This is a genomic window from Nesterenkonia sp. (assembly GCF_029265375.1).
In the GTDB taxonomy this organism is placed as follows: Bacteria; Actinomycetota; Actinomycetes; order Actinomycetales; family Micrococcaceae; genus Nesterenkonia.
The window spans coordinates 15,361-41,948 of sequence record NZ_JAJUJJ010000015.1 but is presented as its reverse complement, the minus strand read 5'-3'; the positions used below and the strand labels follow the sequence as shown (position 1 = coordinate 41,948).

Genomic DNA, 26,588 nt, shown 5'->3' with positions numbered 1-26,588 from the left:
GGCCGCCGGGTGGCATAAGGTGGTCATTGCATAGGGTAAACGTTTTCCTTTAGGCTGTGAAGCGGATCACGGCGTCTAAGGAGTCTGTCATATGTCCAAAATCAGGGCCGGCATCATCGGAGCCGGCGGAATTGCCACCATTGCACATCTGCCCACGCTGAAGGCGCACCAGGACCGCGTGGAGGTGGCTGCCATCGCCGATATCAACGAAGAGGCCGTGGTCAAGGTCGCCGAGGAGTGGAACATCCCCGGGCGGCACACCGACGTGGACCAGCTGCTGGAGGCGGAGAAGCCGGATCTGCTCATTGTGTGCACGCCCCCTTCGGCGCATAAGGAGGCCGTGATCAAGGGCCTGCAGGCCGGCGCGTGGGTCTGGTGCGAGAAGCCGCCGATGCTCACCCTCTCCGACTATGACGAGGTGGAGGCCTATGAGCGTGAGGGCGGCCCCTATGCCAGCTATGTGTTCCAGCACCGCTTCGGCTCCGGAGCGACTGCGCTGAAGAAGCATGTGGCCGAAGGCAGCCTCGGCAAGCCGCTGGTGGCGCTGTGCAACACCCTCTGGTACCGGCCCCACGCCTACTACGACGTCCCCTGGCGCGGTAAGTGGGCCACCGAGGGCGGCGGGCCGGCCATGGGCCACGGCATCCACCAGATGGACCTGCTCTTCGAGGTGCTCGGCGACTGGACCGAGGTCACCGCTATGGCCGACACCCTGGACCGGAACATCGAGACCGAGGACGTCTCCTTCGCGGTGGTGAAGTTCGAATCCGGCGCGATGGCCTCCATCGTCAACTCGGTTCTCTCCCCGCGGGAGACCAGTTACCTGCGCTTCGACTTCCAGGACGCCACCGTGGAGGTGGAGCACCTCTACGGCTATGACAACTCCTCCTGGCGGTGGACGCCGGCCCCCCACCGGGCCGAGGACACCGCCGCAGTGGAGTCGTGGGCCCCGCAGGAGAACATCCCCAGCTCGCATAAGCAGCAGCTGGCTGAGCTGCTCGACGCCATGGAGTCCGGGGTCCGCCCGCGCGCCTCCGGGCACGACGGCCGGCGCACTCTGGAGTTCATCGCCGCTCTCTACCAGTCGGCCGAGACCGGCCAGCGGGTGCGCCGCAGCGAGCTGACCAAGGACGGCATCTACTACACCGGCATGCATGATGAGAACTACGTCTACGGAGGACCCCAGTGACCAGCTTCGAGGTTGAGCACCACGACGGCGGCGCCACCATCGGCGTGCGCGCCGGTGAGGTGGAGATCGCCCGCTATGAGACAGACCCCAACTCTCCGCAGGATGAGGCGCCCAAGCCCTATCTCTACCCGCTGAGGTTCACCGACGGCGGCGAAGCCTCCATCCGCCGTCCCTGGGACCACCGGTGGCACACCGGCCTGCAGTTCACCTGGTCCCACGTCGACGACCAGAACTTCTGGGGCGGAGGCAGCTTCGACAAAGAGACCCAGTGGTACGTGGACAAGGACAACCTGGGCACCATGAAGCACCTGCGCTTCCGCTCCGAACCCACCGGCGGCGACGACGTCGTCCTGGATGAGGACCTGCAGTGGATCACCGCGGCCGGGGAGCACTGGATCGATGAGCACCGCATCCAGCGGATCCACTCCCTGGACCTCCACCGCGGAGTCTGGGCGGTGGACCTGACCACCTCCATCACCAACGTGCGCGGCAGCACCATCGACCTGGGCAGCCCCACCACCGCCGGGCGCCCCAACGCCGGCTACACCGGGTGGTTCTGGCGCGGCCCCCGGGCATGGAACGGCTGCGCGATCACCTCAGCCACCGGGCTGAGCGATGAGGCCGAGATTATGGGCACCGAGTCCGAATGGGTCGCGTTCTCCTCGGCCCACGATGACCTCGACGGCGGAGGCACCGTGCTGGTCTACTCCGGCACCTCCGCCTCGCCGGACACCGAGGTGCCCCCGGTGAAGTGGTTCACCCGCACCGGCATCTTCGCCGTCGCCAGCCCCTCCCCGGCCTTCGACCAGGAGATTCACCTGCCGCACGAGGGTACGCTGAACCTCAACCACCGCTTCGTGTTCGTCGCCCGGCAGTTGGAGGGAGACGAACTGACCGCGACGGCGAAGGAGTACGCACTGTGAGTGCACAGCCCACTTCACCGGTGAGCCGGGCGCTGCCGGGATTCCCCGGCGGCACATCGGTTAGCCACCTCTGCGTCTACGACTGGGAGGCCGCTGACGGATTCCACGGCGGCTCCCCCCACCTGCACACCCTCTCCACCGAGGCCTACGTGGTCACCGCCGGAGAGGGTGAGGTGCACACTGTCAGCTCCGACGGGCCCGCCCGCGATGAGCTGAAGCCCGGTTCGCTGCTGTGGTTCACCCCCGGCACGGTGCACCGCCTGGTCAACCACTCCGGACTGGAGCTGGCAGTGGTGATGTCCAATGCCGGGCTGCCCGAGGCCGGGGACGCGGTGCTGACCTTCCCGGAGGAGATCCTGGCCGACCCGGACAAGTACGCCGCTGCGGTGGCTCTGCCGGAGGATGAGGACGCCAAGGCCGAGGCCGCCCGCGCCCGCCGGGACCTGGCCCTCCAGGGCTACCAGCAGCTGTTCAGCGCCATCGAGTCCGACGGCGTTCAGGAGGCCCTGGGCCGGCTGCACCGCCACGCGGTGAACCTGGTGCAGCTCAAGACTGAGCGCTGGAAGGAGATCTTCGAGGCCAATGTGGCCTCCGAGACCCGCCGCGTTCAGCAGCAGCTGGCCGCACTCTCCGGAGGCGACGGCCACCACCTGGGGGAGGCCTCCGTCATTCGCGGCGAGCCCAAGCCCGGCCCCCGCCTCTACGGGATGTGCGGGCGCCTGCAGACCTGGAAGGCCTGACCCGGTTACATCATTAGCCCGACTTAGCTAAGATGGATGTATGGTGGGTATCCAGGTGAACATGCACGAGGCCAAATCGCAGCTCTCGTCCCTAGTGGAGAAGGTAGTCGCAGGTCAGAAGGTGACAATTGCCCGCGCCGGTGTTCCGGTGGCTGATCTGGTGCCTCATCAGGACAAGCAGGTGGTCTTCGGCCTGGGCAGGGGGGAGCAGCTCCCAGACCCCGAGGTGTTCGACGGGCCGGATGAGGAGATCAACGCCATGTTCTACGGGCAGAATCCTTGATGCTGCTGGACACAAATGCCCTGCTCTGGGTCTATGCGGACAGCTCTCATCTAGGTGCCCAGGCGCGAGAGCACATCACCCAGGCCGGGACCGCCTTCTTCTCCGGAGTGTCGATCGCCGAGATTCAGATCAAGCACATGCTCGGTAAGCTCAGTCTCCCCGGGGGTGAGCACTTTCCGGACGTCTTCCCCCGGTCGGGGCTGGAGGAGCTCCCACTCGGTTCTGCCCACATTGCGGCCATGCGGCACTTCCCAGATCTTGCCCGGCATGATCCCTTTGACCGGATGATCCTCGCGCAGGCCCAGGCGGAGAACCTCGACCTGCTCACCTCAGACCGGACGCTGCTGAGCCTCGGACTGCCGTGGGTACGTGACGCCCGGGTTTAGGACCAGCGAAGGCTGCTCAGCTGGGGCGGACCTGCTGGCAGCGGCAGAGGGTTCGCTTCAGGGCCGTTCGGCGAAGAGATGGCGCCGCTCGGCGTAGCGTTCGCGGACGAACCGGGCGGGCTCGGCGCTGAAGGTGGTCACCGACGACGCCGTCCACTGCGGCGGCTCCGCGGCCCCGGAGAGCACCCATGCGGCTTGGCGGGCTGCGCCGTCGGCCACATACTCCCCGGGCTCAGGAACCTGGATATCGCGTTCGAAGATCGCCGGGGCGATCTGCTGCACCGCCGCCGAGCGCGCAGCTCCGCCGATCAGCTGGATGGAGTTCACCGGTACGCCGAGGTCCGTCATCGCCTCCAGACCATCGGCGAGCCCGCACAGCAGGCCCTCCACCGCGGCGCGGGCCACATCCTGCGGGTTCATCGATGCCAGCGAGAGCCCCACAAAGGAGCCGGTGGCCCGCGGAAGGTTCGGCGTCCGCTCGCCCTCCAGGTACGGCACCAGAGTCAGCCCGTGAGCTCCCGGCTCGGCCTGCAGCGCAAGCTCGGCCAACTGGGTGTGGTCCACACCGAGCATGCGGGCAGCCCCATCGAGCACGCGCGAACCATTCAGAGTCACCGCCAGCGGCAGAAACTCCCCGGTGGCTGAGGCGAACCCGGCGATCAGTCCGCTGGGATCCCGCATCGGCTGCGGAGACACCGCCGCGACCACACCGGAGGTGCCGATGGAGATGGACACATCCCCGGTGCTCATCCCCAGCCCCAGGGAAGCGGTCGCATTGTCCCCGGCGCCGGGCCCCAGGATCATCGCGCCCCAGCCCCGGGACGCATCACCGGTGCCGACCTGCTCACTGGGGCCGGCCACCTTCGGCAGGATGATCTGGCGCGCCTGGTCTTCGCTGATGCGCAGCGCCTGGGCCAGCAGGTCATAGCGGTACTGGCCGGCCGCGGCGTCGTAGTAGCCGGTTCCGGAGACCTCGGACCGGTCAGTGGCCAGATCCTCCAGACGCTGGGCTCCTGAGATCTTCCAGGTCAGCCAATCGTGGGGGAGGGCGACGGCGGCCACGCGCTGTGCGTTCTCCGGCTCGGCGTCGGCCAGCCACCGCAGTTTGGTCACCGTCAGCGAGGCCACCGGGACCGAACCGACCATCCTCGCCCAGGCCGCCTTGCCGGTCTCGGCGCCGCCGTGCTCAGCGATCAGCGCCTCCGCCGCCTCGGCCGAGCGGGTGTCATTCCACAGCAGTGCGTCGCGGATCACCTGACCCTCAGCATCCAGGGCCACCAGACCGTGCTGCTGGCCCCCGACTGATGCGGCGGCAACGTCGTCCAGGCCGCCGGCTGCCTCAGCGGCCTGCAGGAACGCCTCCCACCAGGCCTGCGGGTTCACCTCAGTGCCGTCAGGGTGCTTCGCCGAGCCGGAACGGACCAGTTCGCCGGTCTCGGCATCGCGGATGACGATCTTGCAGGACTGAGTGGAGGAATCGATGCCTGCCACGAGCGTTGCCACGGGTTACTCCTTCGCAGAACGGGCGCTGGGGACTCCCACCAGGAACTGAACGGTCATGCCTTCAACATACAGCGAGCGGCCAGTGCGAGGCCTCGCCGACGCCCACAGCGCTGGCCCGGTCCACGCATCGGCCGCTCGCGTCGCCAGGTGAGCCGCTCAGCCCACCAGGTGCTTCAGCGCCAGCTGGTTGAGCCGGACAAAGCCGAAGTTCCGCTCCGCGGCCTTCTCCGGGTCGAAGTCCTCATAGGCGCTGCGGTCATTGAGCAGATCGCTGATCGACTCGCCGGCCGCCAGCGTGGGCTCGGCCAGCTCGAAGATGCCGGACTGTTCGAAAGCCTCCTGCACCTCCGGGTCGGCGCGGTAGGCCTTGGCCTTATCCGCCAGCATGGTGACCATCTCGGCATTGGCCTTGGCAGAGTCCCAGATGCCGTCCAGGTAGTCGGTGCGCGAGGGCTTGTAGTCGAAGTGCAGCCAGCCGTCGTAGCGCGGCCCGCCGTTGGGGAAGCCGTTGACCAGCAGGTCGATGGTGAAGAACGCGGAGATCAGATCACCGTGGCCGAACACCAGGTCCTGGTCATACTTGATGGAGCGCTGACCGTTGAGGTCGATGTGGAACAGCTTCCCGGCCCACAGCGCCTGGGCGATGCCGTGGGTGAAGTTCAGCCCGGCCATCTGCTCGTGACCGGTCTCCGGGTTCAGGCCCACGATGTCGCCGTTGTCCAGCTTCGCGATCAGAGCCAGGGCGTGGCCGATGGTGGGGAGGAAGATATCGCCGCGCGGCTCATTGGGCTTCGGCTCCAGCGCAATGCGCAGATCGTAGCCCTTCTCCTTGATATAGGCGGCCACGGTGTCCACGCCCTCGGCGTAGCGCTCGTGGGCGGCGTTGAGGTCCTTGGCGTTGTCATACTCCGAGCCTTCGCGCCCGCCCCACATCACAAAGGTCTCCGCGCCGAACTCTGCGGCCCGGTCCACATTGCGCAGCAGCTTGCGCAGGCCGAAGCGGCGCACAGACCGGTCGTTGGAGGTCAGCCCGCCGTCCTTGAACACCGGATGGGAGAAGGTGTTGGTGGTGACCATCTCCACCTTCAGCCCCACCTGCTCCGCGGTCTCCTTGAACCTGGTGAAGTACTTCTCCCGCTCGGCGTCGTCGGTGCCGAAGGGTGCCACGTCGTCGTCGTGGAATGTCACCCCGGAGGCGCCGGCCTCCTTGAGCTTGGGCAGGTAGTCCCAGGGCTCCAGTGCGGGCCGTGAGGCCTCGCCGAACTGGTCGCGGGCGGTCCAGCCGACGGTCCACAGGCCGAAGGAGAGTTTGTAGTCAGCAGGCGTCGATGTCATGGGTTCCTCCACAGGTTAGGGTGGCGAGTCGAGACGGATCGCCGCGATGTCCCCAGCGGAGGGGGCACGACGGCGGCCGGTGATCCGCGTCTCATTTTGTTTCTAGATGAAACCTAATTGCTCGTAGGGCTAAGATCAAGTCCATGATTCGCAACGGCGCCGGTTCGACGACGCCCAGCTCCTTCGCGCGCTTGGGACGGCGGTCGCTGACGCGCGCCTTCGGGCTCAACGGCGGCAGCAACGGGCAGGGCCGCCACGACTTTCAGCGCCCGCAGCGGCGCGACCGGCCGCCGCACCACGAGGCGCTGCGCCCCGGGGCCCGGCAGGAGACGCTGCGGGAGGCCAACCTGCTGCTGATCACCGAGGAGATCTTCGCCTCCACGGAGGCGCTCTCCCGGGCCGACCTGTCCATCCGCACCGGTATGACCCGCTCCACCGTCTCGCGTCTGGTCGATGACTTGCTGGCCGCGGGCATCGTGTGTGAGGGGTCCCCGGTGGTCGGCGGCACCCGCGGGCGCCCGGCCGTACCGCTGACACCTGCCCGCCGCACCCTGGTGGGGCTGGGGGTGGAGGTCAACGTGGATTTCATGGCCGCCCGGGCGCTGGACCTGACCGGCGCGGTGCTGGCCGAGGAGATCATCTGGGCCGACTACCGCTCCTCCGATCCGGCCGCTGTACTGGTGGAGGCTGGCCGGCTGGCGCTGCGGGTGGCTGATGAGGCCGCCCGTGCCGGGGCCCGCACCGTGGGAACTGTGCTGGCCGTGCCCGGCCTGGTGGACTCTGATGAACGCACGCTGCTGCTGGCTCCGAACCTGGGCTGGAAGGACGTGGACCTCGTCGCCCTGCTGGGCCGAGCCTCAGAGGCAGGCGAGGGCGACGAGGGCTTCGGCTCCTTCATCACGGCGGCCAATGAGGCCAAGCTCGCCGCACTGGCGGTGGCCCAGGAGCTGACCCGCGAGGAGGATAAGGAGCAGACGTTCCTCTATGTCTCCGCGCAGATGGGCATCGGCTCGGCCGTGGTGGTCGACGGAGTGGTAGAGGCCGGTCCGCACGGCTGGGGCGGGGAGATCGGCCACGTCGCAGTCGAGCCCAACGGGCCGGAGTGCGGCTGCGGCTCCACCGGATGCCTGGAGGTCTACGCGGGCAAGCGGGCGCTGATGGCCTCGGCCGGGTTGCCGGCCGGGGTGACGGCGGAGGATCTCTACGTCCTCACCCAGTGCTCGGCCCCGGAGAGCGCAGCGAGCACCGCAGTCGAGGCGGTGGAGCGTGCCGGCTGGGCACTGGGAGTGGCGCTGTCGGCTGCGATGAACGTGCTGGACGTCCACGACGTGGTGCTCGGCGGAGAGTTCGGCCCGCTGACCGACCTGCTGCGCCCCTGCATCGAGGAGGAGCTGCAGCGCCGGGTGCTGGCCTCGCCGTGGACCCAGTTCAGCGTCCGCCAGCGCGACACCGGCAACGCCCCGGCCACCACCGGCGGTGCGCTGCGTGCCCTGCGCGCGGTGGTGGATGCCCCGCAGGACTGGATCCCCGCCGCCTGACAGCCGGGCTGGAGGGCAGCCAGGCAGGGGTAGCGCTAGCGGCGGATGGCTTCGATGCTGTAGCCCACGCGCACCCACGGGCTGGGCGTCGCCGCGCCGTCGTCGTCGCCTCCTGCGGTGAGCGTCATCAGATCCTCACCGGAGTTGAAGGCATCCGGCGGGCAGGTCATCGGCTCCACGGCAACCCCGGCGCGGCTGATCCGGTCCCCGGTGTAGACCTGGGCCCACGGGGTGTCAGAGATCATCCGCACCACCAGTCCGCTGGGCCCGTGCTGCAGCTCCGCACTCCAGCCCTCCTGGGGCAGGTCGGTGTAGGCGTGGTCGATCCGCAGTCCGGCCAGCAGCGGTCCGTCGGTGAGATCCAGATCCCCGGAGACGGGCTGCCTCCCGGTCACCCGCCCATTGGCCTGGGTCTGGGCCACGGTGGAAGCCGGAAGTCGGAGGCGGCAGGCCTTCAGCGGTGCATCATCGGCGGTGAGGTAGGGATGGAACCCGACGCCGAAGGGCGCGCTGGTCCCCGGCTCGGCCCCATCCTCGGCAGCCGGCGCGAAGCGGGTGCTCAGGGTGGCAGTCAGCCCCAGATGCCCGGCTACGCGGTAGACCAGCGAGACCTCCAGGCGGAAGGGGTAGCCCTCGCTGGGCGGCAGCACTCCGGCGAGGTGGACCTCATTGTCCTTCTGGTGCTGCACCTGCAGCAGCGTGCTGAACAGCAGCCCGTGCAGCGCGGCGCCGGTCTCCTGCTCATTGGCGGTCAGCGAGTACTCGGTGCCCTCATAGGTGTAGCTGGCCCCGGCAATCCGGTTCGGCCAGGGCGCCAGCACCATCCCTGGGTAGGCGCCTTCGCCGCGCTCGGCGGGCACCACCAGGTTCTGTGCCTTCCCGCTGGCGGGGTCGGCGCTGGTCAGGGACAGCAGCTGGCCTCCCCGCAGGGCGATCTCAGCGGTGTATCCATCTGCGGTGATGGTCACCGACGGCGTCGTCGTGCTCATCAGGTAAAGCTCCTCACGTCAGGGCCTGGGACTCGCGCTCGCAGAGCACGCCAGGTGACAACTGGGTCAACATCGGGCAAACAGCACACGACGCCGCCCACTCGCCCTGCGGCGGCGTCGTACACTGATCATCCTATGGATTCTGCACTCTACACCGCTGAAGGGCACCGTCAGGCAGATTTTTCCGTGCCGTCGGCAGGCGATGGCGGAAGCTTCGCCCACCAGCCCGGAAAGAAGATGGTCTGCCTGGACGTCGACGGCACCATCGTCAACCACGACGGTCACATGTCAGAAGCGGTGCGTCAGGCCGGCCGCGCCCTGGTGGGGGACGGGCACACTGTGGTGATCTCCACCGGCCGGTCACTGCCTGCGGTGCTTCCGATCATCGAGAAGTTCGGCATCACGCACGGCTATGCAGTCTGCTCCAACGGCGGGGTGACCCTGCGGATTGATGCACGCAGCCCGGAAGAGGGCGGGCTGGAGGACGGCTATGAGGTGATCGATCAGCAGGTGTTCGATCCGGAGCCGGCCCTGCGCGCCCTCCACGAGCGGCTGCCCACCGCCCGATTCGCGGTGGAGACCTCGGCCGGGCACTTCATCGCCACCGAGCGCTTCGACGACCTCACCTTCGGCATGGCGCCGGAGGTGATGGGTCTGAAGGAGATGAAGCAGATCGAGGCGGTGCGCCTGGTGGTGAATTCCGATGACTCCACCGCCCAGGAGTTCGCCCGGACTGTGGAGGACATCGGCCTGCACGGAGTGACCTACTCGGTGGGGTGGTCAGCCTGGCTGGACATCGCAGCCAAGGGTGTGACCAAAGGTTCATCCCTGGAGGCCCTGCGGGACTCCTTGGGCATCCCGAGGGAGCAGACCCTCGCCTGCGGGGACGGGCGCAATGACATAGAGATGCTGCAGTGGGCCCACCGCGGCATCGCCATGGGGCAGGCGGTCGAGGAGGTCAAGGCTGTGGCCGATGAGGTCACCGGCACTGTGGAGGAGGACGGCCTGGTCCCGGTGCTCTGCTCTGTCCTGGAGCAGGACTGACTCTTCGCAGGCGGTTCTCAGCGCAGCTGTCCGGCCAGCTCCCCGATCGCCTCAGGTCCCACCAGGTCGCCGCCGAGCATCGGGAGAGCGTCCAGCGGCGTCTGCGGCAGCAGCCGGCGCAGCTCGTCCAGATGCCGCTGCTCCTGCTCGCGCCGCCGGGCCAAAAACTCCCCCTGGTCCTTCGGGGCCAGACGGTTGACCACCACACCTCCGACGTCGACTCCCAGCCGGTCGAGTTCGGCAGTCAGCTCCGCGGACTCCAGCACCGGGAGCCGCTCGGCGGTGAGCACCACCACGAAGCTGCACCTCGAGGAATCAGTCACCAGGTCGCGCAGCCGCTCAAACCGCTGGCGCCGGGCGGTGAGCACCTGCCGGATCCGCCGGTCCCGGTTGGCGGCCTGCGAGGAGGCGGGGTCGTCGTCGCCGTCCAGGGCGCGCACCGCCGCGCCGAACCGTTCAGCTTTGGTGCGCCGCTGCAGCAGACCCTCGGTCCAGGCGGACATGATCTCTGGAAGCGCCAGCAGTCGTGCGGTATGGCCGGAGGGCGCGGTGTCGAACAGGATGAGGTCATAGTCGCCGGCGGCATCCTGGGTCAGCTGCGCGATGCGCTCCAGGATCGCCGACTCATGGGTGCCCGGGGACTGGGCAGCCAGGCGCAGGTGCTCGTCGACCTGCTTGTGCAGATGCTCCGGCATGAAGTCCCGCAGTGTGGCACCCACCTGCCGCAGATGGTCCTCAATAGTGGCCTGCGGGTCGACCTCCACTCCGGCGAGCACCCCGCCGGCGTCGTCATCGGCCAGCAGCACCGGCTCATCACCGACCGGCCTGCCCCACAGATGCCCCAGGTTATGGGCCGGGTCGGTGGAGACCAGCAGCACTCGCCGTCCCGCCTGCGCCTGAGACAGGCCGACGGCGGAGGCCACCGAGGTTTTGCCCACACCGCCCTTGCCGCCGATGAACAGGACCTCGCGTCCCTGTGCCAGCTCTAGCAGCATGAGAACCCATCGATGGGGGAGCGGTCCAGGCCCTGGCGGATGTGCCAGTCATGCATCCGGTCCAGCATCTCCGGCAGCAGCTCCAGGGTCGCCCCGGAGGCAGGATTGGGCACGCCCAGCGCTTCGGAGAGCACCAGCATCATAAACAGGTCCTCCTCGTCGCGCTTAGCCCGGCCGAAGATACGCCGATAGGGGGCCGCGTAGAACTCACGCAGCCCCCTCTCAGCGGTGCTGAACCAACCCATAGCACCGAGCCTACGGGGTGGAACCGGAGATCTTCTCCTCCTCGGTGAGCGCGACGTCGTCCTCCGGCTCCTTGGGACCCTTCCACGCCTTGAGCATGGACAGCACGGCCTCCAGCAGCACCCAGGTGGCGGCCACCACGATCACCACATCAAGGATGAACAGCAGCCAGTCCCCGGCCACGAACAGATCCACCAGCTGCACCAGCGCGGCGTAGATGGTCATGAACAGCACGAACACCGCCGGCAGCAGCACCGGCAGGAACGGCCGGCCCTTCCGGATGAGCATCACCGTCAGAATGGTCAGCGTCAGGCCGGCCAGCAGCTGATTGGTGGTGCCGAACAGCGGCCACAGCCGCATACCGCCGGAGGCATCGGCCCCCTGGGAGAAGGTCAGGCCGAAGGCCAGCACCACGGCGATGACCGTAGCCACCACGGTGGGAACCTTCACCCCGGCGATCTGTCCGATCTCCTGAATCACGAACCGCTTCAGACGGGTCGCCGTGTCCAAGGTGGTGGCGGCGAACAGGATGGTCATCGTCGCCAGGATGGTGGCGGCCAGGTCGTTGGGCACGCCCAGTCCCGCATTCACGATGCTCGCGCCGCCTTCGACGAACAGCGGCACACCGCCGGCATCGAAGGAGGAGTAGAGCTCGCGCCACTGTGCAGCGGTCTGGAACCCGGCTGTGGTGGCGATGATCGCGCCCAGGGCCAGCAGACCTTCGCCCACCGCGCCGAAGTAGCCCACGAACTTCGCATCGGTCTCCAGGTTCAGCTGCTTGGAGCTGGTTCCCGAGGAGACGATGCCGTGGAACCCGGAGATCGCACCGCAGGCGATGGTGACGAACAGCAGCGGCACGATGGAGGGCGTATCCTCCGGCAGGGCGTCGTTGACCGCCGGGGCCACCACCGACGGGGTGGCGAACAGCACCGCCGCGTAGATGATGCCCAGGCCGATGAACAGCTGGACGCCGTTGATGAAGTCGCGCGGCTGCAGCAGCACCCAGACCGGCAGCATCGAGGCCACACCGCTGTAGAGGAACAGCAGAATGATCCAGATCGCATTCGGGGTCAGGCCGGCCACGCCCTCCTCGGGAAGCGAGATCGGGTAGGCGTTGCCCAGCAGGATCAGCGCGTAGAGGGCGACGACGCCGACCGCGGTCACTGCCATCAGATTCCACTTGAACCGGTAGATCGCCTGGCCTACCAGCACAGCCACCACCAGGGCGCCCCAGGTGGGGATCACCGCCCCGGGCTGAGCGACCAGCAGGTTGGAGATCACCACAGCGAAAGCGGCCAGCACCATCAGAATGAGCAGGAAGATGACCACCAGGAACAGGTTGCGGCCCCGGTTGCCGATGTAGGTGCCGGAGAGCGCGCCCATCGACTTGCCCCGGTTGCGGACCGAGGCCCACAGGGCGCCGAAGTCGTGCATACCGGCGATGAACACCGTCCCGATGGTGACCCAGAGGAAAGCGGGAAGCCATCCCCAGATCACCGCGACGGCAGGACCGACGATCGGCGCCGCTCCGGCCACCGAGGTGAAGTGGTGGCCCCAGAGCACGTAGCGGTTGGTGGGCACGAAGTCCACGCCGTCGTTGAACTGGTGAGCAGGGGTCTTGAACTCAGCATTGAGCTTGTAGACCTTCTTGGCCAGGAATTTTGAGTACAGGAAGTAGCCGGCCAGCATCATCACGATGCCGATGATGGCCAGCACCAGGGAATTCGGCGCGTCCATGTCGATCTCCTGTCCAGCGGAAACGAGTGACTCGTAGGTGCGGTGCGGTCGCCTGAGGTCCGCATGAGGCTCAAACGGGCTGGGGCCAGTATATGGCCCTGTGTTATCCGGGACACGCACCGGGCGCGCCGTGGGCCCGCGGAGGTAAGCAAACGTCCAGGTCACGCTGATTGGCTGGTGTTCACCGCACCGCAGGGGGCAGGACGCCGTCGGTATGAGTCCCCGACCAGGAAGCCGTTGCAGCCATGGCCTATTCACACAGCTCACACCCCACCACCGGCAGCATCCGCGTGCCGGAACCAGTCTCCTCGGCAGCCGGGCCCAATGCGGTGCAGAACCCGCTGCCGAGGGCCACCGCTGCCGAAACAGCTCAAATACTGGCGGAGGTGGAGCTTCCCACCGTTGCCAAGGGCCCGATCATCCGCCGTCCGAGGGTGGTCGCCGCCGTCGAGCGTTTCGGCCTGGAGGCCAGGGCGGTGAAGTGGATGCAGGCGGTGGCTGAGAAGTACGGCAAAGGCCCGCTGATGCTGAAAGTGCCGGGCAGGAACATGGCGCTGGTGCTGGACCCAGAGCATGTGCACCGCATTCTGGAGGAATCTCCGGAGCCCTTCGCGCCGGCGGAGACGCTCAAGCGGCATGCGCTGAAGCACTTCGAGCCGAAGGTCGCGCTGGTCTCCCACGGATCCGAGCGGCGGCGACGCCGCCAGGTCAACGAGGAGGCCCTGGACCATGGACATCCGATCCACCGGATGGCCGAGCAGTTCATGCCGGCCGTGCGCCAGGAGGCTGCCGCGCTGCTGCGGGAGGTGGACGCCGCCGGCGGCCGGCTGGACTACAGCGCCTACTTCGCCGCCTGGTTCCGCATGGTCAACCGGGTAGTGCTGGGGGACTCCTACCGCGACGACGACGAACTGCTGGAGCTGATGGAGACCCAGCGGGCACGCGGCAACTGGGCGTTCCTGCGGCCGGTGGACACCGAGGCGCGGCAGCAGATTCCGGACCGGATTCAGCAGGCCATCGACCGGGCTGAGCCCGGCAGCATCGCCGCATTCATGGGGCAGCAGGACTACCAGGCCGAGGACGCCCCCGAGCAGCAGGTTCCCCAGTGGCTCTTCGCCTTCGACCCCGCCGGAATGGCCAGTTACCGCGGGCTGGCGCTGCTTGCCAGCCACCCGGACCGGCTGCAGTCCGCGCGGCTGCAGATCACCGAGCAGGCCGCCGAAACCGCGCCCACGCTGCCGCTGCTGCGCGCCACGGTGCTGGAGTCCCTGAGGCTCTGGGCCACCACCCCGATGCTGCTGCGCGAGACCACCCGGGAGGTGGAGTTTGAGCACGGCGTGATGCCCCGCGGCACCTCAGTGCTGATCTTCACGCCGTTCTTCCACCGCGATGAGCGCAACCTGGACTTCGCCCACCGGTTCGTCCCGGAAGTGGGGGACCACGAGCGAACGCGCGAGGAGTGGCCGCTGGTGCCGTTCAGCGCCGGTCCCGGAATCTGCCCGGGACGTCATCTGGTGCTGCTGCTGACCAGCACGTTTATGGCGGAGCTGCTGGCCGAGCGGCAGATCGAAGTCACCAGCCACCAGCTGGTTCCCGGGGAGCTGCCGGCCCTGCTGAACAACTTCTCCTTAGAGTTCGCGCTGTCCTGAAGGGCGGCGGCGCCGGCGGGCCACGGCATAGGGTGGTCGCATGAGTGAGTTCCGCCTCCACGCCGATCACCCTGCCCACACTCTGGAGGAGGTGTGGCCCCCATTCGGGCTGCGCATCGAGTCTCCCCGCCTGGTGCTGAGGCAGCTGCGCGAGACCGACTTCCCCGCCTATCTGGCTGCCGCGTCCTCGGGGGTGCGCAACTCGCAGAAGTGTCCCTTCATCTCCCCCTGGGATGAGAACTCTCCCGAAGAGATGGCGCGGAACTCGCTGACCTGGGTCTATTCGCGCCGTGCGAGCATCGGCCCCGACTCCTGGTTCCTGATGCTGGCGGTCTTCGAGAAGGACGACGACGGCGGCGAAGGACGGCTGATCGGGATGCAGGACGTCTCCGCGGACCGCTGGCAGGTGCTGCGCACAGTTGTGACCGGCTCCTGGATGCGCCGCGACGCCCAGGGGCAGGGCTACGGCAAGGAGATGCGCGCCGCCATGCTGATGTGGGCCTTCGACCATTTCGGCGCCCAGTACGCCGAATCCGGGGCCTATGAGTGGAATGAGCCGTCCAAGCGGGTCTCCCAGTCCCTGGGGTACTTCGTCTCCGGCACCAAACGGGTCGCTGATGCCTACGGCGAGCAGGCCGAGTGGGAGCTGCAGTTCCGCATGGCCGCCGACGACTTCCTGCGCCCGCCGTGGACTGTGACGGTGAAAGGCAGCGACCGGCTGAAGTCGTTCTACCAGTTGGAGGACACCGAGGTATGAGCACCACTGAATGGCCAGCCGTACGTGCCGGCCTGGAGCACCGGCTGGCGGGGCGCAGCCGGTGAGCGGAGGAACCGGGGCCGTGCTGCAGACCGGCCGGCTGCGGCTGCGTCCGCCGGTGCAGCAGGACCTCGAGTTCGTCCTGGACATGTACTCCCGTCCGGAGGTGGTCCGATACATCGGCAAGGGCGAGGTGCAGACCACTCGCGAGCAGGCTGCGGCGCGGATCGAGCGCTACGGCTCCCTGTTCGGCCCGGCAAGCGGTGTGTGGCTGGTCGAGCGCCGTGCCCGGGGCGCCGCGGATCCCGAGCCCGCCGGATTCGCGCTGCTGAAGCCCATTCCCCTCTCCGACGGGGTATCCGGGCAGCAGGATGAGACGGAGATCGGCTGGCACCTGCACCCCACAGCCTGGGGACAGGGCATCGCCTCCGAGTCAGCCCAGGCGCTGGTGGAGCATGCCTGCGCCCAGGGGCTGGCCAGACTGGTAGCGGTCACCCATCCGGACAACGCTGCCTCCCAGGCCGTGGCCCGGCGGCTCGGCATGACCTATCGGGGCACCACCCGCCGCTACTACAACACTGTCTGCGAGCTCTTCGACCTTGAACTCTGAGGCGCCCCGGAGCGTGTCGCGGTGCCGTGGCAGGATGGGGCCTGTGACTGCCGACACAATCCCGGTCACCCAGGAGTGGGTGCGTGCCGCCGTCGTCTCTGCCCAAAGGATCCCCGATCCGAGCGGTCCGGGTGAGTACAGCACTGCGGCCGATGTTCTGCGTTCTGCTGGGCTGATCCAGCTCGATCCGCTCATGCGGGTCTCCACCGCTCAGCGGCTGACCTGTCTGACCCGGCTGCCCCGGCAGCACCGGGCCGACGACGTCGATGCGTCCCTGTGGCCTCAGAAGAGTCCGGTCTCCTTCGAGGCGTTCACCAAAGTGGCCTGCCTGTTCCCGATGCAGGACTGGCCGCTGCTGGAGCTGCGCAGACAGTATTTCCGCGAGCGGGCCCGCCAGCGCTACGCCGGGACGCTCACCCCCGCGCTGCGCTCGCAGATCCGCGAGGTGGTCGGCGCCCAACCCCGCGGTGTGCAGATCGGCACCATAGAGAAGGCCCTCGGTTCGGCGCGGACCACCGGATGGAACTGGTCAGAGGTGAAACAGGCTGCCGAGTATATGGTCAGGACCGGGGAGCTGGTGATCACCGCCCGCGACGGCGTCGTGCGGCTCTTTGACCTGCCCGAGCGGGCCCTGCCGGCCGCCGTGCGCGAGGCCGAGCACGACCCGCCGGACGCGCTGCGTGCCCGCCTGGCGCAGCGTGCCGCCGCGCATTTGGGCGTGATGACCGCCGCGGACTTCGCCCACCACTATCACCTCAGCCGGCCCGACGCCGAGCAGGGCATTGCTCTGGCACAGCTGGCGCAGCTGACCGTGCCCGGCTGGAAAGAGACGGCGTACTGCCTGCCGGAGCTGCTGGATGCCCCGATGCCGGAGGACCACGGGCTGGGAGAAGCCCGGACTGCGCGGCTGATCGGCCCATTCGACCCGCTGCTGCGTGACCGCGGCCGGGCCCGGCGGATCTTCGGCTTTGACTACACCTTCGAGGCCTATGTTCCGCGCAGCAAACGGATCTACGGCCACTATGTGATGGCTCTGCTCTCGGGTCACCGGCTGATCGGACGGGTGGATCTGCAGCGCGCCGGCGGCCTGCTGCAGGTCAACACGGTCTTCCCCGAACCGGGCGTACCGACCCGCAGCGTGACGGCTCGGGTGAAGACTGCCGGCCGCACGCTGGCCCGGCAGCTTGGTGTAGAGCTGAGCCTGCCGAGCTGAACAGCGCTGCTGCAGGGGACTCTTCTCGCAGCTGCGGTGGAAAGTCCGGGGCGGAGTGCACGCCGGATACGGCGCCGTTGCCTGTCCGCAGCGGTCCGTACAGCGAAACGTCGCTTAGATGAGGTGCATCACGCAGCTGAATGATAGGGCTGTCACCCCGACTCTTTCCCCGAGCCTTCAGCAGAGGAGCAGCGCCCCGATGCCCATCTACACCCGGGCCCACGGCCAGGAGCAGCCGTATTGGCCCCTCGGCCCCTTCAAGATCCGTCTGCCGCTGGTGCATTACCGGTTGGAGCTTCCCGAGTTCATCCAGGGCATGGTCATGTTCGTGGTCGGCCTGGGCCTGATCCCGCTGCTGCAGCAGACCATGGGCATGTCCTTCGAGGTGGCGCTGGCCTTCGTGATCACGTTCAAAGTCTTCATGCTCGCAGGCATCGCTCTAGGAGTGCCGATGTTCCCGGGATTCATCACTGCCGGGATCCCGATCGTGCTGATCTACCTCAGCGACTGCGAACCCGGTCCGGAAGCAGTCCAGGCCGTCTTTGCCCTGCAGCTGCTGGTCTTCGCGCTGATGACGGTGCTGGGTGTGACGAGACTGGGTGGGAAGCTGGTCACCAATCTGCCGAAGTTCATCAAGGCTGGAATCCTCATCGGGGCCGGGATCGCCGCGTTGCTGGGCGAGATCTCCGAGGGCGAATCCGTGGTGGAGACCCCGGTCTCCATTGTTGTTGGAGCCCTGCTGTCGTTCATCTTCCTCTTCTCACTCTCCTTCCGCCGGCTGGCGGAGAAGAACAAGCTTGCGCGGCTGATCTCCAGTTACGGTCGCATCCCGCCGATGCTCATTGCTATCGCCATCGGCTGGGCCGTGGCTGAGTATCCGCGTCCGGATGTGGAGTGCTGCATCGCCAAGCCCGACTTCGTCGGAATGTTCAGCTACACCCCGTTTGCCGTGGGTCTGCTGCCTGCCGAAGTCTTCCTGCTGGCGATCCCCACCGCGATCATCGCCTATGTCATCGCCTTCGGGAACATGGTGGTGGGCAATGAGCTGACCACGAACGCGGACAAGGTCCGCCAGGACGAAAAGATCGACACCAGCATCACCCGGCTGCATCTGGTCACCGGAGTGCGCAATCTGGCAGTCGCGCTCCTGGCGCCCCCCCGGCGCTGGCCGGACCGATCTGGACCGCCGGACACGCCTCCGTGCTGGAACGCCATAAGCAGGGCCGCAAAGCCATGGACTCCATCTATGGCGGCATCGGCACCATGATGCTGGCATTCATGATCGGGATCTTCCTGCTGCCGCTGGTGTCCATCTTCCAGCCGGTGCTGCCGATCGCGCTGGCGCTGACCCTGATCCTGACCGGATATGTCAGCATCACCATCGGTTTGGGTCAGATTGAGACCTCCGCCCAGCGCGGCGTCGCCGGTGTGACAGCGGTGGTGCTGGCCACTCACGGCGCTATCGCCGGCATCGTCACCGGCGTGGTGCTCTACCTCGCCATCGAAAGAACCCGTCTCTTCCGCCGAGGGCCTGCCGAGCAAGAGGGCGACGGCGCGGCCGGGCCTGCGCCCCAATCTGAGGACACTCCTTCGGCGGACCGGCGCTCCGGCGCCGAGCAGTCCTGATGGGGCGCGAGGGCCGAAGGTAGGCGCACAGCGGAGATGGCTGGCGCCGTTATACGCTGAGCAGTGAATTTTTCCATGTTCTTGAAGGAGGAACCGTGGCCCTCGTCCGCGATGTGACCATCGAAATCCCTGCCGGCTCCCGGGTGAAGTACGAAATCGACCACGAGACCCACCGGCTCCGCCTGGACCGCGTGCTGTACACCCCCATGCAGTACCCCACTCACTACGGCTACTTCGACGACACCCTGGGTGAGGACGGCGACCCCCTGGACGCACTGGTCTACATTCCGGGTGTGGACCTGATCCCCGGCGTGGTGGTGGAGGCTCGTCCCATCGGCGTGCTGAATATGACCGACGACGGCGGCGGCGACGCCAAGCTGGTCTGCGTCCCGGACGACAAGCGGTTCGATGAGATCCAGGACATCTCAGACCTCAATGACTTCCTGGTGAAGGAGATCGAGCACTTCTTCACCCGGTACAAGGATCTGGAGCCCGGCAAATGGGTGAAGATCGAAGGCTGGGCCGGCCGTCAGGAGGCCGAGGCGGAACTGCAGCGCTCTATCGAGCGCTTCGCCGGCTGAACCCCCAGCCGCTCACGGCCTGCGCCGCCCGCCCCCACTACCGTCGAGTGGCGGATTTACTGCACCTCATCGGCGATTCTGACCGGTTTGCTGCAGTAAATCCGCCACTCGACGCGGGAGTTCAGAACCTGCGGTCCGCAGCGCCCAGCCAGTGGGCCACGAACGCGTAGTCCCAGGCGCGGTCCTTCCACTTCTCATACCGTCCGGAGGCGCCTCCGTGGCCGCCGTCCATCTCGGTCTTCAGCACAATCGGGGCATCCCCCTGCTGGTGCTCGCGCAGCCTCTGCACCCACTTGGCCGGCTCCACGTAGAGCACGCGTGTGTCATGCAGTGAGGTGACCGCGGCGATCGCCGGATACTGCGCCTCCTGCACGTTCTCATACGGCGAGTAGGACTTCATGTACTGATACACCTCCGGGTCCTGGATCGGGTTGCCCCACTCTTCCCACTCCAGAGCCGAGAGCGGAAGATCCGGATCCAGGATGCTGGTCAGATTGTCCACGAACGGCACCTGCGCCACGATCGCCCGGTACTTCTCCGGCGCCATATTCGCCACAGCGCCCATCAGCAGCCCGCCAGCTGATCCTCCCAGGGCCGCGATTCGCTGCGGATCAGCCCAGCCGGTCTCCACCAGGTAGTCGGTGGCGGTGAGGAAGTCGGTGAAGGTGTTCTTCTTCTGCAGCTTCTTGCCGTGGTCGTACCATTTGCGGCCCAGCTCGCCGCCGCCGCGCACGTGGGCCACTGCGAACACGATCCCGCGGTCCAGCAGGCTCAGCCGCGGAATGCCGAATCCCGGATCCATGGAGATCTCATAGGACCCGTACCCGTAGACCAGCGTCGGATTGGTGCCGTCAGGGGTCACATCCTTGTGATGCAGCACCGTGACAGGAATGCTGACCTCGCTGCCGTCGGGCCACTGCTGGCCGGTGGGGGCCCACAGCCGCAGAGCCCGGTAGTTGTCCAGGTCGACGTCGTTGACCGGAGTCTCCCTCCGCAGCAGCGGTGTGGGTTCGGCGTGCGGGACGTCGTAGACCCGGTCGGGAATCAGCCAGGAGGAGAACCGCACGCGGAAGAGCGGAGCCTCATATTCGGCCTGGACCAGCTCCACGGTGAACATCTCCGCTTCGAATGCTGGACCAGACAGTTCGGAGGTCGGCACCGCAGCTGCGCCGTCACGCACCGCCCGCACAGTCTGCAGCGGCAGCAGGTAGACCGACTGGTTGGTGTTGACCCGGGCCTGCACCAGAATCTGGGCCCGGGTCACAGCCACTGAATCATCCAGCTTCACCGTGTCCTCATGGGCCAGCACGCGCGGACCCAGGTCCAGACTAGGCGCCTCGAGCTGAGACCGCAGCGCCTCGGCAGTGGTCAGCGAGACAGACTTATTCGGCCCGTCCTGGTTGTGGGTGATCAGCAGCATGCGCTCACCGTCGAGCTCGAAGGGCTCCACATTGTGCTCCAGCCGGCGGTCTGCGCCGATGAGCAGCACCGGTTCGGAGGCCGGATCGCTCAGGTCCATGATCCGGGTTTCGTTGTACTCCGAATTGCCGGAGTAGATGACCAGATCGCGCTTATCGGCCGACAGGTAGGGGAAGCTCCACAGCTGCTCGTCGGTGACCTCCAGCAGCAGCCGGTCGGCGGCGGGGTCGGTGCCGAGGCGATGCTGGTAGAGCCGGTAGGGCCGCCAGGCGGCGTCAGCCACCATGTAGTAGGCATAGTCACCAGCAGGGTCCAGCAGCGGTCCGCCGTGGACGTTGCTGATCTGCTCCTCCAGTGTCTCTCCGGTATCCAGGCGGCGGAAGCGCAGGGTGTAGTGCTCATCGCCGGTGGTGTCCTCGGAGTAGGCCAGCAGCGTGCCGGCGTCGTCGGTGGCCATCCCGCCGATGGAGTAGAACGGGTGCTTGGCGGCTTCCGCGTTGGTGTCGAAGTAGGTCTCCTCGCCCTCCAGCGGGACCCCAGGCTCGATGACCGGCGGCTCCCAGGACTCGGGGTCCGCCACCGGAACGCGGCAGTAGATCGGGTGCTGCTGCCCCTCAATGGTCCGGGTGAACCACCACCAGTCGCCCCGCCGGGCCGGCACCGAGAGGTCGGTCTCCACTGTGCGGTGCTTGATCTCGGCGAAGATGGCATCCCGCAGCGGCTGCTGGTCTGCGGTCACCTGCTCGGTGTAGGCGTTCTCCGCCCGCAGATGCGCCAGGACCTCCTCGGACTCCTTGTCCCGCAGCCATTCGTAGGGGTCGGCGACCGTGTCTCCGTGGTGAGTCCGCTCAGTGGGGATCTTCTGCGCGACGGGCGGTGTGGGGTGGGTGGTCATCGGGCTCGCTTCCAGGTTCCGGGCAGGTGCGGGTGCCGTAAACGGCATCGTCTCCGCAGACCATTCAATCAGAGCACGTTCAAGCCTTGATGTTCTGGTCCAGCCGCAGCACAGCACACGCACGGGCTGCGGGGGTTCGTCTGCGCAGCCCGGCCTTCGTGGCATTGCAGTGAGCGCACAGTGGCGCTCCCACAGACGGGCGCTACTCGCCGGCGCGGACCAGCCCGGATTCGTAGGAGGTCACCACGATCTGGGTGCGGTCCCGCAGGCTGAGCTTGGACAGGATCCGGGACACGTGGGTCTTCACCGTCTGCTCGGCCAGATGCAGCTCATCGGCGATCTCACCATTGGAACGGCCCCGGGCCACCAGCCGCATCACATCCAGTTCGCGGTCGGTCAGCGCATTCAGCAGGGTGGAATCCGGGGTTGGGCCGGAGGGGCGCGTTGCGTAGTCGGCGATCAGGGTGCGGGTGATCTTCGGCGAGAGCAGCGCCTCGCCTGAGGCCACCACCCGCACCGCGTGCACCAGCTCCTCCGGGGTCGCATCCTTCAGCAGAAAACCGCTGGCGCCGGCACGCAGCGCGGAGAATACGTACTCGTCGGCATCAAAAGTGGTGAGCATCAGGATTCGTGGCGGGTCGCCCGGCATACTGAGCACTGTGCGCGCAGCTTCCAGACCATTGACCTTGGGCATCCGGATATCCATGATGACCACATCGGGCCGGGTGCGGCGCACCACGTCGGTGATTCCGGCTCCGTCCTCTGCTGTGCCGACCACCTCCAACCCTTCCTGGGCGTCGAGCAGAGCAGCGAATCCGGCGCGAATCATCGACTGGTCGTCCACTATCAGCACTCGCACCGGGAATGGGTCAGTCTTGCTCACGGCCCCACGCTATCCCAGAGCCGCCTGCGTTGTCGGGGTTCCCGCGCCTCTGGCGCACCATGTCCCTCCGAAGTATGAGCCTCGCCGACTCATCTGTGACCTGCAGGGTGATGCGCGCAGGGCTGATCGGGGTCCAGTGTGAAGATCGTGACCTCCCTGGCCCGCCACTACGCCTACCTGCTGCCGGGACCGCCGATAGCTGTCTTCAGCTTCAGCCTGCTGGCCGCGATGACCGCCGTCTCCCTGGCCACTGCCGTGATCTGGGTGGGCGCGCTGCTGATGCCGCTGACCCTCATGGTGGCCTCCGGGTTCGCCGAGCTGGACCGCAGCCGGCTGCGGTACTGGGGGATGCAGGTGGAGCCGATGGTCTACCGGCCGCCCGGCCCGGGCCTGACGGGGCCGCTGCGGCTGATGGGCGATCCCAGGCGCTGGCTGGACTTGGTGTTCGAAGCGCTCATAGCTCTGCCGCTGCGGCTGCTCACCGGCCTGACCGCGCTGGTGTGGACGCTGGCGGCACCCGCCGGGATCACCTACTTCTTCTGGTCGCTGTTCCTGCCCGAGGGCGGAACGCTGATCCAGCTGCTGGAGCTGATCGAGCCGGAGCTGGTGCCGGAGTCCGCCTCCGTGCAGTATCTGCTGGACTCCTCCGTGCACTTTGTGCTCGGGCTGATGCTGCTGGTCACCCTCCCGCGAGCACTGACCGGACTGGCCCGGGCGGATGCGCAGCTGACCGCCGCGCTGCTGGGATCCGGGGCGCAGAGGACCGACGACGCCGACGCCGGCAGGCCGACCACCACGGCGCGCGGCACCAGCGCCTCATTCAGCCCCCAGGCCTGGTCCTGGATCGGCGCGAGCTTCGCCGCAGTCGTGCTGCTGGCAGTGGGCTGGCCGGTCACAGCCGCCGTCTACCAGGTCCCCGTCGCCCTGGCCATGGTGCTGGTGGCCGCACACAGCGCGTCAGTGGTGCTGGCCCTGCGGTGGGCGTGGCGGGGACTGGGGCTGTCCCTGGCCGCAGCCGGCACCCTCATGCTGGCCACCTTCGCAGGGGAGTCGGTCTGGCCGTGGCCGGTGACCGCGCTGATCACCCAGTGCGCAGCGCTGACGGTCGGCGCTCTCGCCCGCCCCTGGTACTACGCAGCCTCGGCATGGTGCGCCGGAGCAGTGCTCACCCTGGCCGCCCTGCTGGGAGCCTCCCCGGGACTGCAGCCCGGCGTTGTGGCCTCCAGCATCGTCTTCGCCTCCGTCAGTGCCGCCGTCGTACTCATCGGATCCCTGGCACGGCTGTGGATCCTCAACGCAGGCCGGCTGGAAGCCGCCGAGCGCTCCAGTGCAGAGCAGGACCGGCGCAGCAAGGAACTGCAGGAGCGCAACCGGATCGCCCGCGAACTCCACGACGTGGTGGCCCACAGCATGTCGGTGATCAGCGTGCAGGCGGCCACCGCCCAATACCGCAATCCCGGAATGGATGAAGCCGCCCGCCGGGAGTTCGCCGAGATCGCCGGATCCTCACGCCAGGCGCTGGGGGAGATGCGCATGCTGCTGAGCATCCTCCGCGGGGAAGGGGACGAGGCGCCCACCGCACCGGAGCCGGGATTGGAGGACATCGACGCTCTGGTGGAGGCCACCCGGGCCTCCGGCACACCCATCCGCCACCGCGGATTGGCGGCAGCGGAGCTGCCGGCGACCAGCTCAGCCACCGGACTGGCGGCCTACCGCATTGTTCAGGAGGCGCTGAGCAATGCTCTGCGCCATGCCCCCTCTGCCGAGGTGAGCGTGGACTGTGAGATCTCCGACGACGACGCCGGGCACCCGCAGCTCCGCATCCGCGTAGTCAACACCGCCCCACCGGAGCCGGCGGTGGATCCCGCCCCCGGAGCCGGACTCGGCCTGGCCGGACTCAGGGAGCGAGCGGCCGCCGTCGGAGGTCAGATGCACGCCGGCCCTACCCCAGACGGGGGATTCTCAGTGCAGGCCCTGCTGCCGCTGCGGTAGCGCCTGATTCGGCGGAGCAGGGCACGCATCTGCACACCTGCAGCCTGCACTCCCAGAGCCTCTGGCGGAGGAGCGGCCCTACTGGGGTAGGGGGTCAGGTTGGCTCTCTGGGGTGACGCGCAGGCGCATAGTCTCCACCTAGCGTGAAACCATGACGATCACACAGAATGCGCCGGCGGTCTCGCCCCCGGGCACTCCGGCGCCCACAGCGCAGCCGGCGGCCACCCCCCACACTGGCCGCAGGACCGTTGCTGGAAGGTCCAAAGCGGGCGCGGGCAACCGGCAGACCAAGGACTTCCTGGAGCTTTCCCGTCAGGTGAAGGACGCCGGACTGATGGAGACCGGCGCGGCAAGCTATCTGGGCCGCGCTGCCGTGCTGGTGGCAGGCTTCGCCGCCGCCGGAGCACTGCTGGCCACCCTCGGCGAGAGCATGTGGCAGCTGGCAGTGGCCGCACTCTTCGGAGTGCTGTTCACCCAGGTCGCGTTCCTCTCCCACGACGCCGCTCACCAGCAGATCTTCAGCACCGGTACGCGCAATGAGTGGACGGCACGCATTGTGGGCAACCTGGTGGTCGGGCTCTCCTACGGCTGGTGGACCCACAAGCACAGCAAGCACCATGTGCACCCCAACACCATCGGCAAGGACGGCGATATTGAAGCCGGCGCCCTGGTGTTCGTCCCCGAGGACGCGGCCAAGCGCACCGGCTTCATGCGCTGGCTCGGCCGCCGCCAAGGCTGGTTCTTCTTCCCGCTGCTGACCCTGTTCGGCCTGGTGCTGCACTACAAGGCCGCCGAGACGATCCTGCGGGCCGATAAGCTCAAACACCGCGGTGCAGAGGCGGCGCTGCTGGCGGTGCGGGTCATCGGCTTCCCAGCCCTGGTGATCTGGCTGCTGGGCCCCTGGCTGGGCCTGGGCTTTCTGGCCGTGCAGCTGGCAGTCTTCGGCGTCTACATGGGCGCCAGCTTCGCGCCGAACCACAAGGGCATGCCGCTGATCCCGGCCGGAGTCAAGGTGGACTTCCTGCAGCGTCAGGTGCTGACCTCCCGCAATATCCGCGGCGGACGCCTGACGGACTGGGCCATGGGCGGGCTGAACTACCAGATCGAGCACCACATCTTCCCCCGGATGCCCAGCCCGAATCTGCACAAGGTTCAGCCGATGGTCCGCCGGTTCTGCGCCGAACGCGGCATCCCCTACACCGAGGCGGGCCTGGTGGAGTCCTACGGCATCGTGATCTCCTACCTGAATCGTGTGGGCCTGGGCAAAGGCGGGAACCCGATGGAATGCCCGCTGATCTCCCAGTTCCGCGCCCGCTGAGCCGCTGAAGCATCGACACCGGAGCAGGTCTCCCGCTACAGTAGGTGTATCGATATTCATCAATATGCCGTCTGGATGAGTGAAGGAGCCCCGGATGTCCGCAGCTGAGGATCTGGCATGCTGCACCTCTCCGCCGCAGCCGCCGCGCCTGGAGTCCGAAAGCGCGGCGGAGCTGGCGGCGCGGTTCAAGGCGCTGGGCGACCCCAACCGCCTGATGCTGCTTTCGCTCATCGCAGCCGGAGAGAACGGTGAGGCCTGCGTCTGCGACCTCACCGAACCGCTGAACCTGGGCCAGCCCACGGTGTCCCACCACCTGAAGATCCTGATGGACGCTGGGTTCCTGACCCGCCAGCGGCGCGGCACCTGGTCCTACTACTCCCTGGTCCCCGCAGCGCTCGCCGGCCTGTGCCACCAGCTGTGCTCCGACACCGATCTCCTCACCGAGTCCGGCGCAGAACGGACGCCCCGCGGATGAGCCTGGAAAGCACCCCGGCAGTGCTGTTCGTCTGCGTGCGCAACCGGGGCAGGTTCCGCCGGTGGACGGCGTTGAGGTGGAGCGCTGGGAGACTGACGAACCCAGCGCCCGCGGAATCGAAGGCCGCCAGCGCATGGAGATCATCCGTGACGATATTCACCGCCGGGTGAGGAGCCTGGTGTCCCAGCTCATCAGCACAACGTCCTGACTCCTCGTCGCCCAGGGGGCGACCCCAGACCTCCTGCTTGGGCTCTGACCGGTGTCG

At 67.6% G+C, this 26,588-nt stretch carries 26 protein-coding genes; 18 read left to right on the top strand and 8 right to left on the bottom strand.

Features of this window, described 5'->3' with window-relative positions:
• The first annotated feature begins 91 nt into the window (after nt 1-91).
• From Q1K09_RS07770 to Q1K09_RS07750, 5 genes are read left to right on the top strand one after another with little or no spacing between them, the layout of a single operon-like run.
• Nucleotides 92-1,189, top strand: coding sequence for a Gfo/Idh/MocA family oxidoreductase (locus tag Q1K09_RS07770; protein ID WP_300344413.1), 1,098 nt, complete (start codon nt 92-94; stop codon nt 1,187-1,189).
• Nucleotides 1,186-2,112: a PmoA family protein gene (locus tag Q1K09_RS07765; RefSeq protein ID WP_300344412.1), complete on the top strand. Its 927-nt coding sequence runs from the start codon at nt 1,186-1,188 to the stop codon at nt 2,110-2,112. The genes Q1K09_RS07770 and Q1K09_RS07765 overlap by 4 nt, the downstream gene beginning before the upstream one ends.
• Nucleotides 2,109-2,852 (top strand): cupin domain-containing protein, encoded by a 744-nt coding sequence (locus Q1K09_RS07760; RefSeq protein WP_300344411.1) that lies wholly within the window; start codon nt 2,109-2,111, stop codon nt 2,850-2,852. Before Q1K09_RS07765 ends, Q1K09_RS07760 begins: the two co-directional genes overlap by 4 nt.
• A gap of 40 nt (nt 2,853-2,892) precedes the next feature.
• Complete coding sequence (locus Q1K09_RS07755; protein WP_300344409.1) at nt 2,893-3,135, top strand: type II toxin-antitoxin system prevent-host-death family antitoxin; 243 nt, start codon at nt 2,893-2,895, stop codon at nt 3,133-3,135.
• Nucleotides 3,135-3,521: a type II toxin-antitoxin system VapC family toxin gene (locus Q1K09_RS07750; protein ID WP_300344408.1), complete on the top strand. Its 387-nt coding sequence runs from the start codon at nt 3,135-3,137 to the stop codon at nt 3,519-3,521. The genes Q1K09_RS07755 and Q1K09_RS07750 overlap by 1 nt, the downstream gene beginning before the upstream one ends.
• A gap of 57 nt (nt 3,522-3,578) precedes the next feature.
• On the opposite strand, the gene xylB is transcribed toward Q1K09_RS07750, so the two are convergent.
• Both xylB and xylA read right to left on the bottom strand, forming a co-directional pair.
• Nucleotides 3,579-5,024 carry a xylulokinase gene (xylB, locus tag Q1K09_RS07745; protein WP_300344407.1) on the bottom strand — a complete coding sequence of 482 codons (1,446 nt, stop codon included), beginning with the start codon at nt 5,022-5,024 and terminating at the stop codon, nt 3,579-3,581.
• 156 nt (nt 5,025-5,180) lie between these two features.
• On the bottom strand, nt 5,181-6,359 hold the full coding sequence (gene xylA, locus Q1K09_RS07740) for a xylose isomerase (RefSeq protein ID WP_300344406.1): 1,179 nt from the start codon (nt 6,357-6,359) through the stop codon (nt 5,181-5,183).
• A 143-nt stretch (nt 6,360-6,502) separates the two neighbouring features.
• Here xylA and Q1K09_RS07735 point away from each other — a divergent pair, with 143 nt between their 5' ends.
• Complete coding sequence (locus tag Q1K09_RS07735) at nt 6,503-7,897, top strand: ROK family transcriptional regulator (protein WP_300344405.1); 1,395 nt, start codon at nt 6,503-6,505, stop codon at nt 7,895-7,897.
• Nucleotides 7,898-7,932: 35 nt separating this feature from the next.
• Here the strand turns inward: Q1K09_RS07735 and Q1K09_RS07730 are convergent, their stop codons facing one another.
• Entirely contained in the window at nt 7,933-8,886 is a 954-nt protein-coding gene (locus tag Q1K09_RS07730; protein ID WP_300344403.1) for a galactose mutarotase, read from the bottom strand.
• Between the two features lie 237 nt (nt 8,887-9,123).
• Between Q1K09_RS07730 and Q1K09_RS07725 the strand changes: the two genes are divergently transcribed.
• Complete coding sequence (locus tag Q1K09_RS07725; RefSeq protein ID WP_300344451.1) at nt 9,124-9,930, top strand: HAD family hydrolase; 807 nt, start codon at nt 9,124-9,126, stop codon at nt 9,928-9,930.
• A gap of 17 nt (nt 9,931-9,947) precedes the next feature.
• Here Q1K09_RS07725 and Q1K09_RS07720 read toward each other — a convergent pair whose 3' ends face one another.
• From Q1K09_RS07720 to Q1K09_RS07710, 3 genes are read right to left on the bottom strand one after another with little or no spacing between them, the layout of a single operon-like run.
• Nucleotides 9,948-10,925: an ArsA family ATPase gene (locus Q1K09_RS07720; RefSeq protein WP_300344401.1), complete on the bottom strand. Its 978-nt coding sequence runs from the start codon at nt 10,923-10,925 to the stop codon at nt 9,948-9,950.
• Nucleotides 10,916-11,170 carry a cory-CC-star protein gene (locus Q1K09_RS07715; RefSeq protein ID WP_300344399.1) on the bottom strand — a complete coding sequence of 85 codons (255 nt, stop codon included), beginning with the start codon at nt 11,168-11,170 and terminating at the stop codon, nt 10,916-10,918. The genes Q1K09_RS07720 and Q1K09_RS07715 overlap by 10 nt, the downstream gene beginning before the upstream one ends.
• Before the next feature lie 10 nt (nt 11,171-11,180).
• Nucleotides 11,181-12,905 carry a carbon starvation protein A gene (locus Q1K09_RS07710; RefSeq protein ID WP_300344397.1) on the bottom strand — a complete coding sequence of 575 codons (1,725 nt, stop codon included), beginning with the start codon at nt 12,903-12,905 and terminating at the stop codon, nt 11,181-11,183.
• A gap of 245 nt (nt 12,906-13,150) precedes the next feature.
• Between Q1K09_RS07710 and Q1K09_RS07705 the strand changes: the two genes are divergently transcribed.
• The 7 genes from Q1K09_RS07705 to Q1K09_RS07675 all read left to right on the top strand — a co-directional run bounded on the left by Q1K09_RS07705 (nt 13,151) and on the right by Q1K09_RS07675 (nt 19,341).
• A complete protein-coding gene (locus Q1K09_RS07705; RefSeq protein WP_300344395.1) occupies nt 13,151-14,554 on the top strand; it encodes a cytochrome P450 in 1,404 nt (467 codons plus the stop codon).
• 40 nt (nt 14,555-14,594) lie between these two features.
• Complete coding sequence (locus Q1K09_RS07700) at nt 14,595-15,311, top strand: GNAT family protein (protein WP_300344394.1); 717 nt, start codon at nt 14,595-14,597, stop codon at nt 15,309-15,311.
• An 82-nt stretch (nt 15,312-15,393) separates the two neighbouring features.
• Complete coding sequence (locus Q1K09_RS07695) at nt 15,394-15,921, top strand: GNAT family N-acetyltransferase (protein ID WP_300344393.1); 528 nt, start codon at nt 15,394-15,396, stop codon at nt 15,919-15,921.
• Nucleotides 15,922-15,964: 43 nt separating this feature from the next.
• The gene (locus tag Q1K09_RS07690; protein WP_300344391.1) at nt 15,965-17,134 is read left to right on the top strand and encodes a crosslink repair DNA glycosylase YcaQ family protein; all 1,170 of its coding nucleotides are present in this window, start codon (nt 15,965-15,967) and stop codon (nt 17,132-17,134) included.
• 199 nt (nt 17,135-17,333) lie between these two features.
• Nucleotides 17,334-18,401, top strand: a complete 1,068-nt coding sequence (locus tag Q1K09_RS07685) for a hypothetical protein (protein WP_300344390.1) — start codon at nt 17,334-17,336, stop codon at nt 18,399-18,401.
• Nucleotides 18,368-18,760 (top strand): hypothetical protein, encoded by a 393-nt coding sequence (locus Q1K09_RS07680; protein WP_300344389.1) that lies wholly within the window; start codon nt 18,368-18,370, stop codon nt 18,758-18,760. The genes Q1K09_RS07685 and Q1K09_RS07680 overlap by 34 nt, the downstream gene beginning before the upstream one ends.
• A gap of 95 nt (nt 18,761-18,855) precedes the next feature.
• Nucleotides 18,856-19,341, top strand: coding sequence for an inorganic diphosphatase (locus Q1K09_RS07675; RefSeq protein ID WP_300344388.1), 486 nt, complete (start codon nt 18,856-18,858; stop codon nt 19,339-19,341).
• Between the two features lie 121 nt (nt 19,342-19,462).
• Here the strand turns inward: Q1K09_RS07675 and Q1K09_RS07670 are convergent, their stop codons facing one another.
• Nucleotides 19,463-21,655, bottom strand: coding sequence for a S9 family peptidase (locus Q1K09_RS07670; protein ID WP_300344387.1), 2,193 nt, complete (start codon nt 21,653-21,655; stop codon nt 19,463-19,465).
• Between the two features lie 202 nt (nt 21,656-21,857).
• Nucleotides 21,858-22,538 carry a response regulator transcription factor gene (locus tag Q1K09_RS07665; protein ID WP_300344386.1) on the bottom strand — a complete coding sequence of 227 codons (681 nt, stop codon included), beginning with the start codon at nt 22,536-22,538 and terminating at the stop codon, nt 21,858-21,860.
• A 147-nt stretch (nt 22,539-22,685) separates the two neighbouring features.
• On the opposite strand from Q1K09_RS07665, the gene Q1K09_RS07660 reads away from it, so the two are divergent.
• From Q1K09_RS07660 to Q1K09_RS07645, 4 genes are all read left to right on the top strand, one after another.
• Nucleotides 22,686-24,530 carry a sensor histidine kinase gene (locus tag Q1K09_RS07660; protein ID WP_300344385.1) on the top strand — a complete coding sequence of 615 codons (1,845 nt, stop codon included), beginning with the start codon at nt 22,686-22,688 and terminating at the stop codon, nt 24,528-24,530.
• A gap of 151 nt (nt 24,531-24,681) precedes the next feature.
• On the top strand, nt 24,682-25,848 hold the full coding sequence (locus tag Q1K09_RS07655; protein WP_300344384.1) for an acyl-CoA desaturase: 1,167 nt from the start codon (nt 24,682-24,684) through the stop codon (nt 25,846-25,848).
• Nucleotides 25,849-25,942: 94 nt separating this feature from the next.
• Nucleotides 25,943-26,323: a metalloregulator ArsR/SmtB family transcription factor gene (locus Q1K09_RS07650; protein ID WP_300344383.1), complete on the top strand. Its 381-nt coding sequence runs from the start codon at nt 25,943-25,945 to the stop codon at nt 26,321-26,323.
• A gap of 61 nt (nt 26,324-26,384) precedes the next feature.
• Nucleotides 26,385-26,531, top strand: coding sequence for a hypothetical protein (locus tag Q1K09_RS07645; RefSeq protein ID WP_300344381.1), 147 nt, complete (start codon nt 26,385-26,387; stop codon nt 26,529-26,531).
• Nucleotides 26,532-26,588 lie beyond the last annotated feature (57 nt).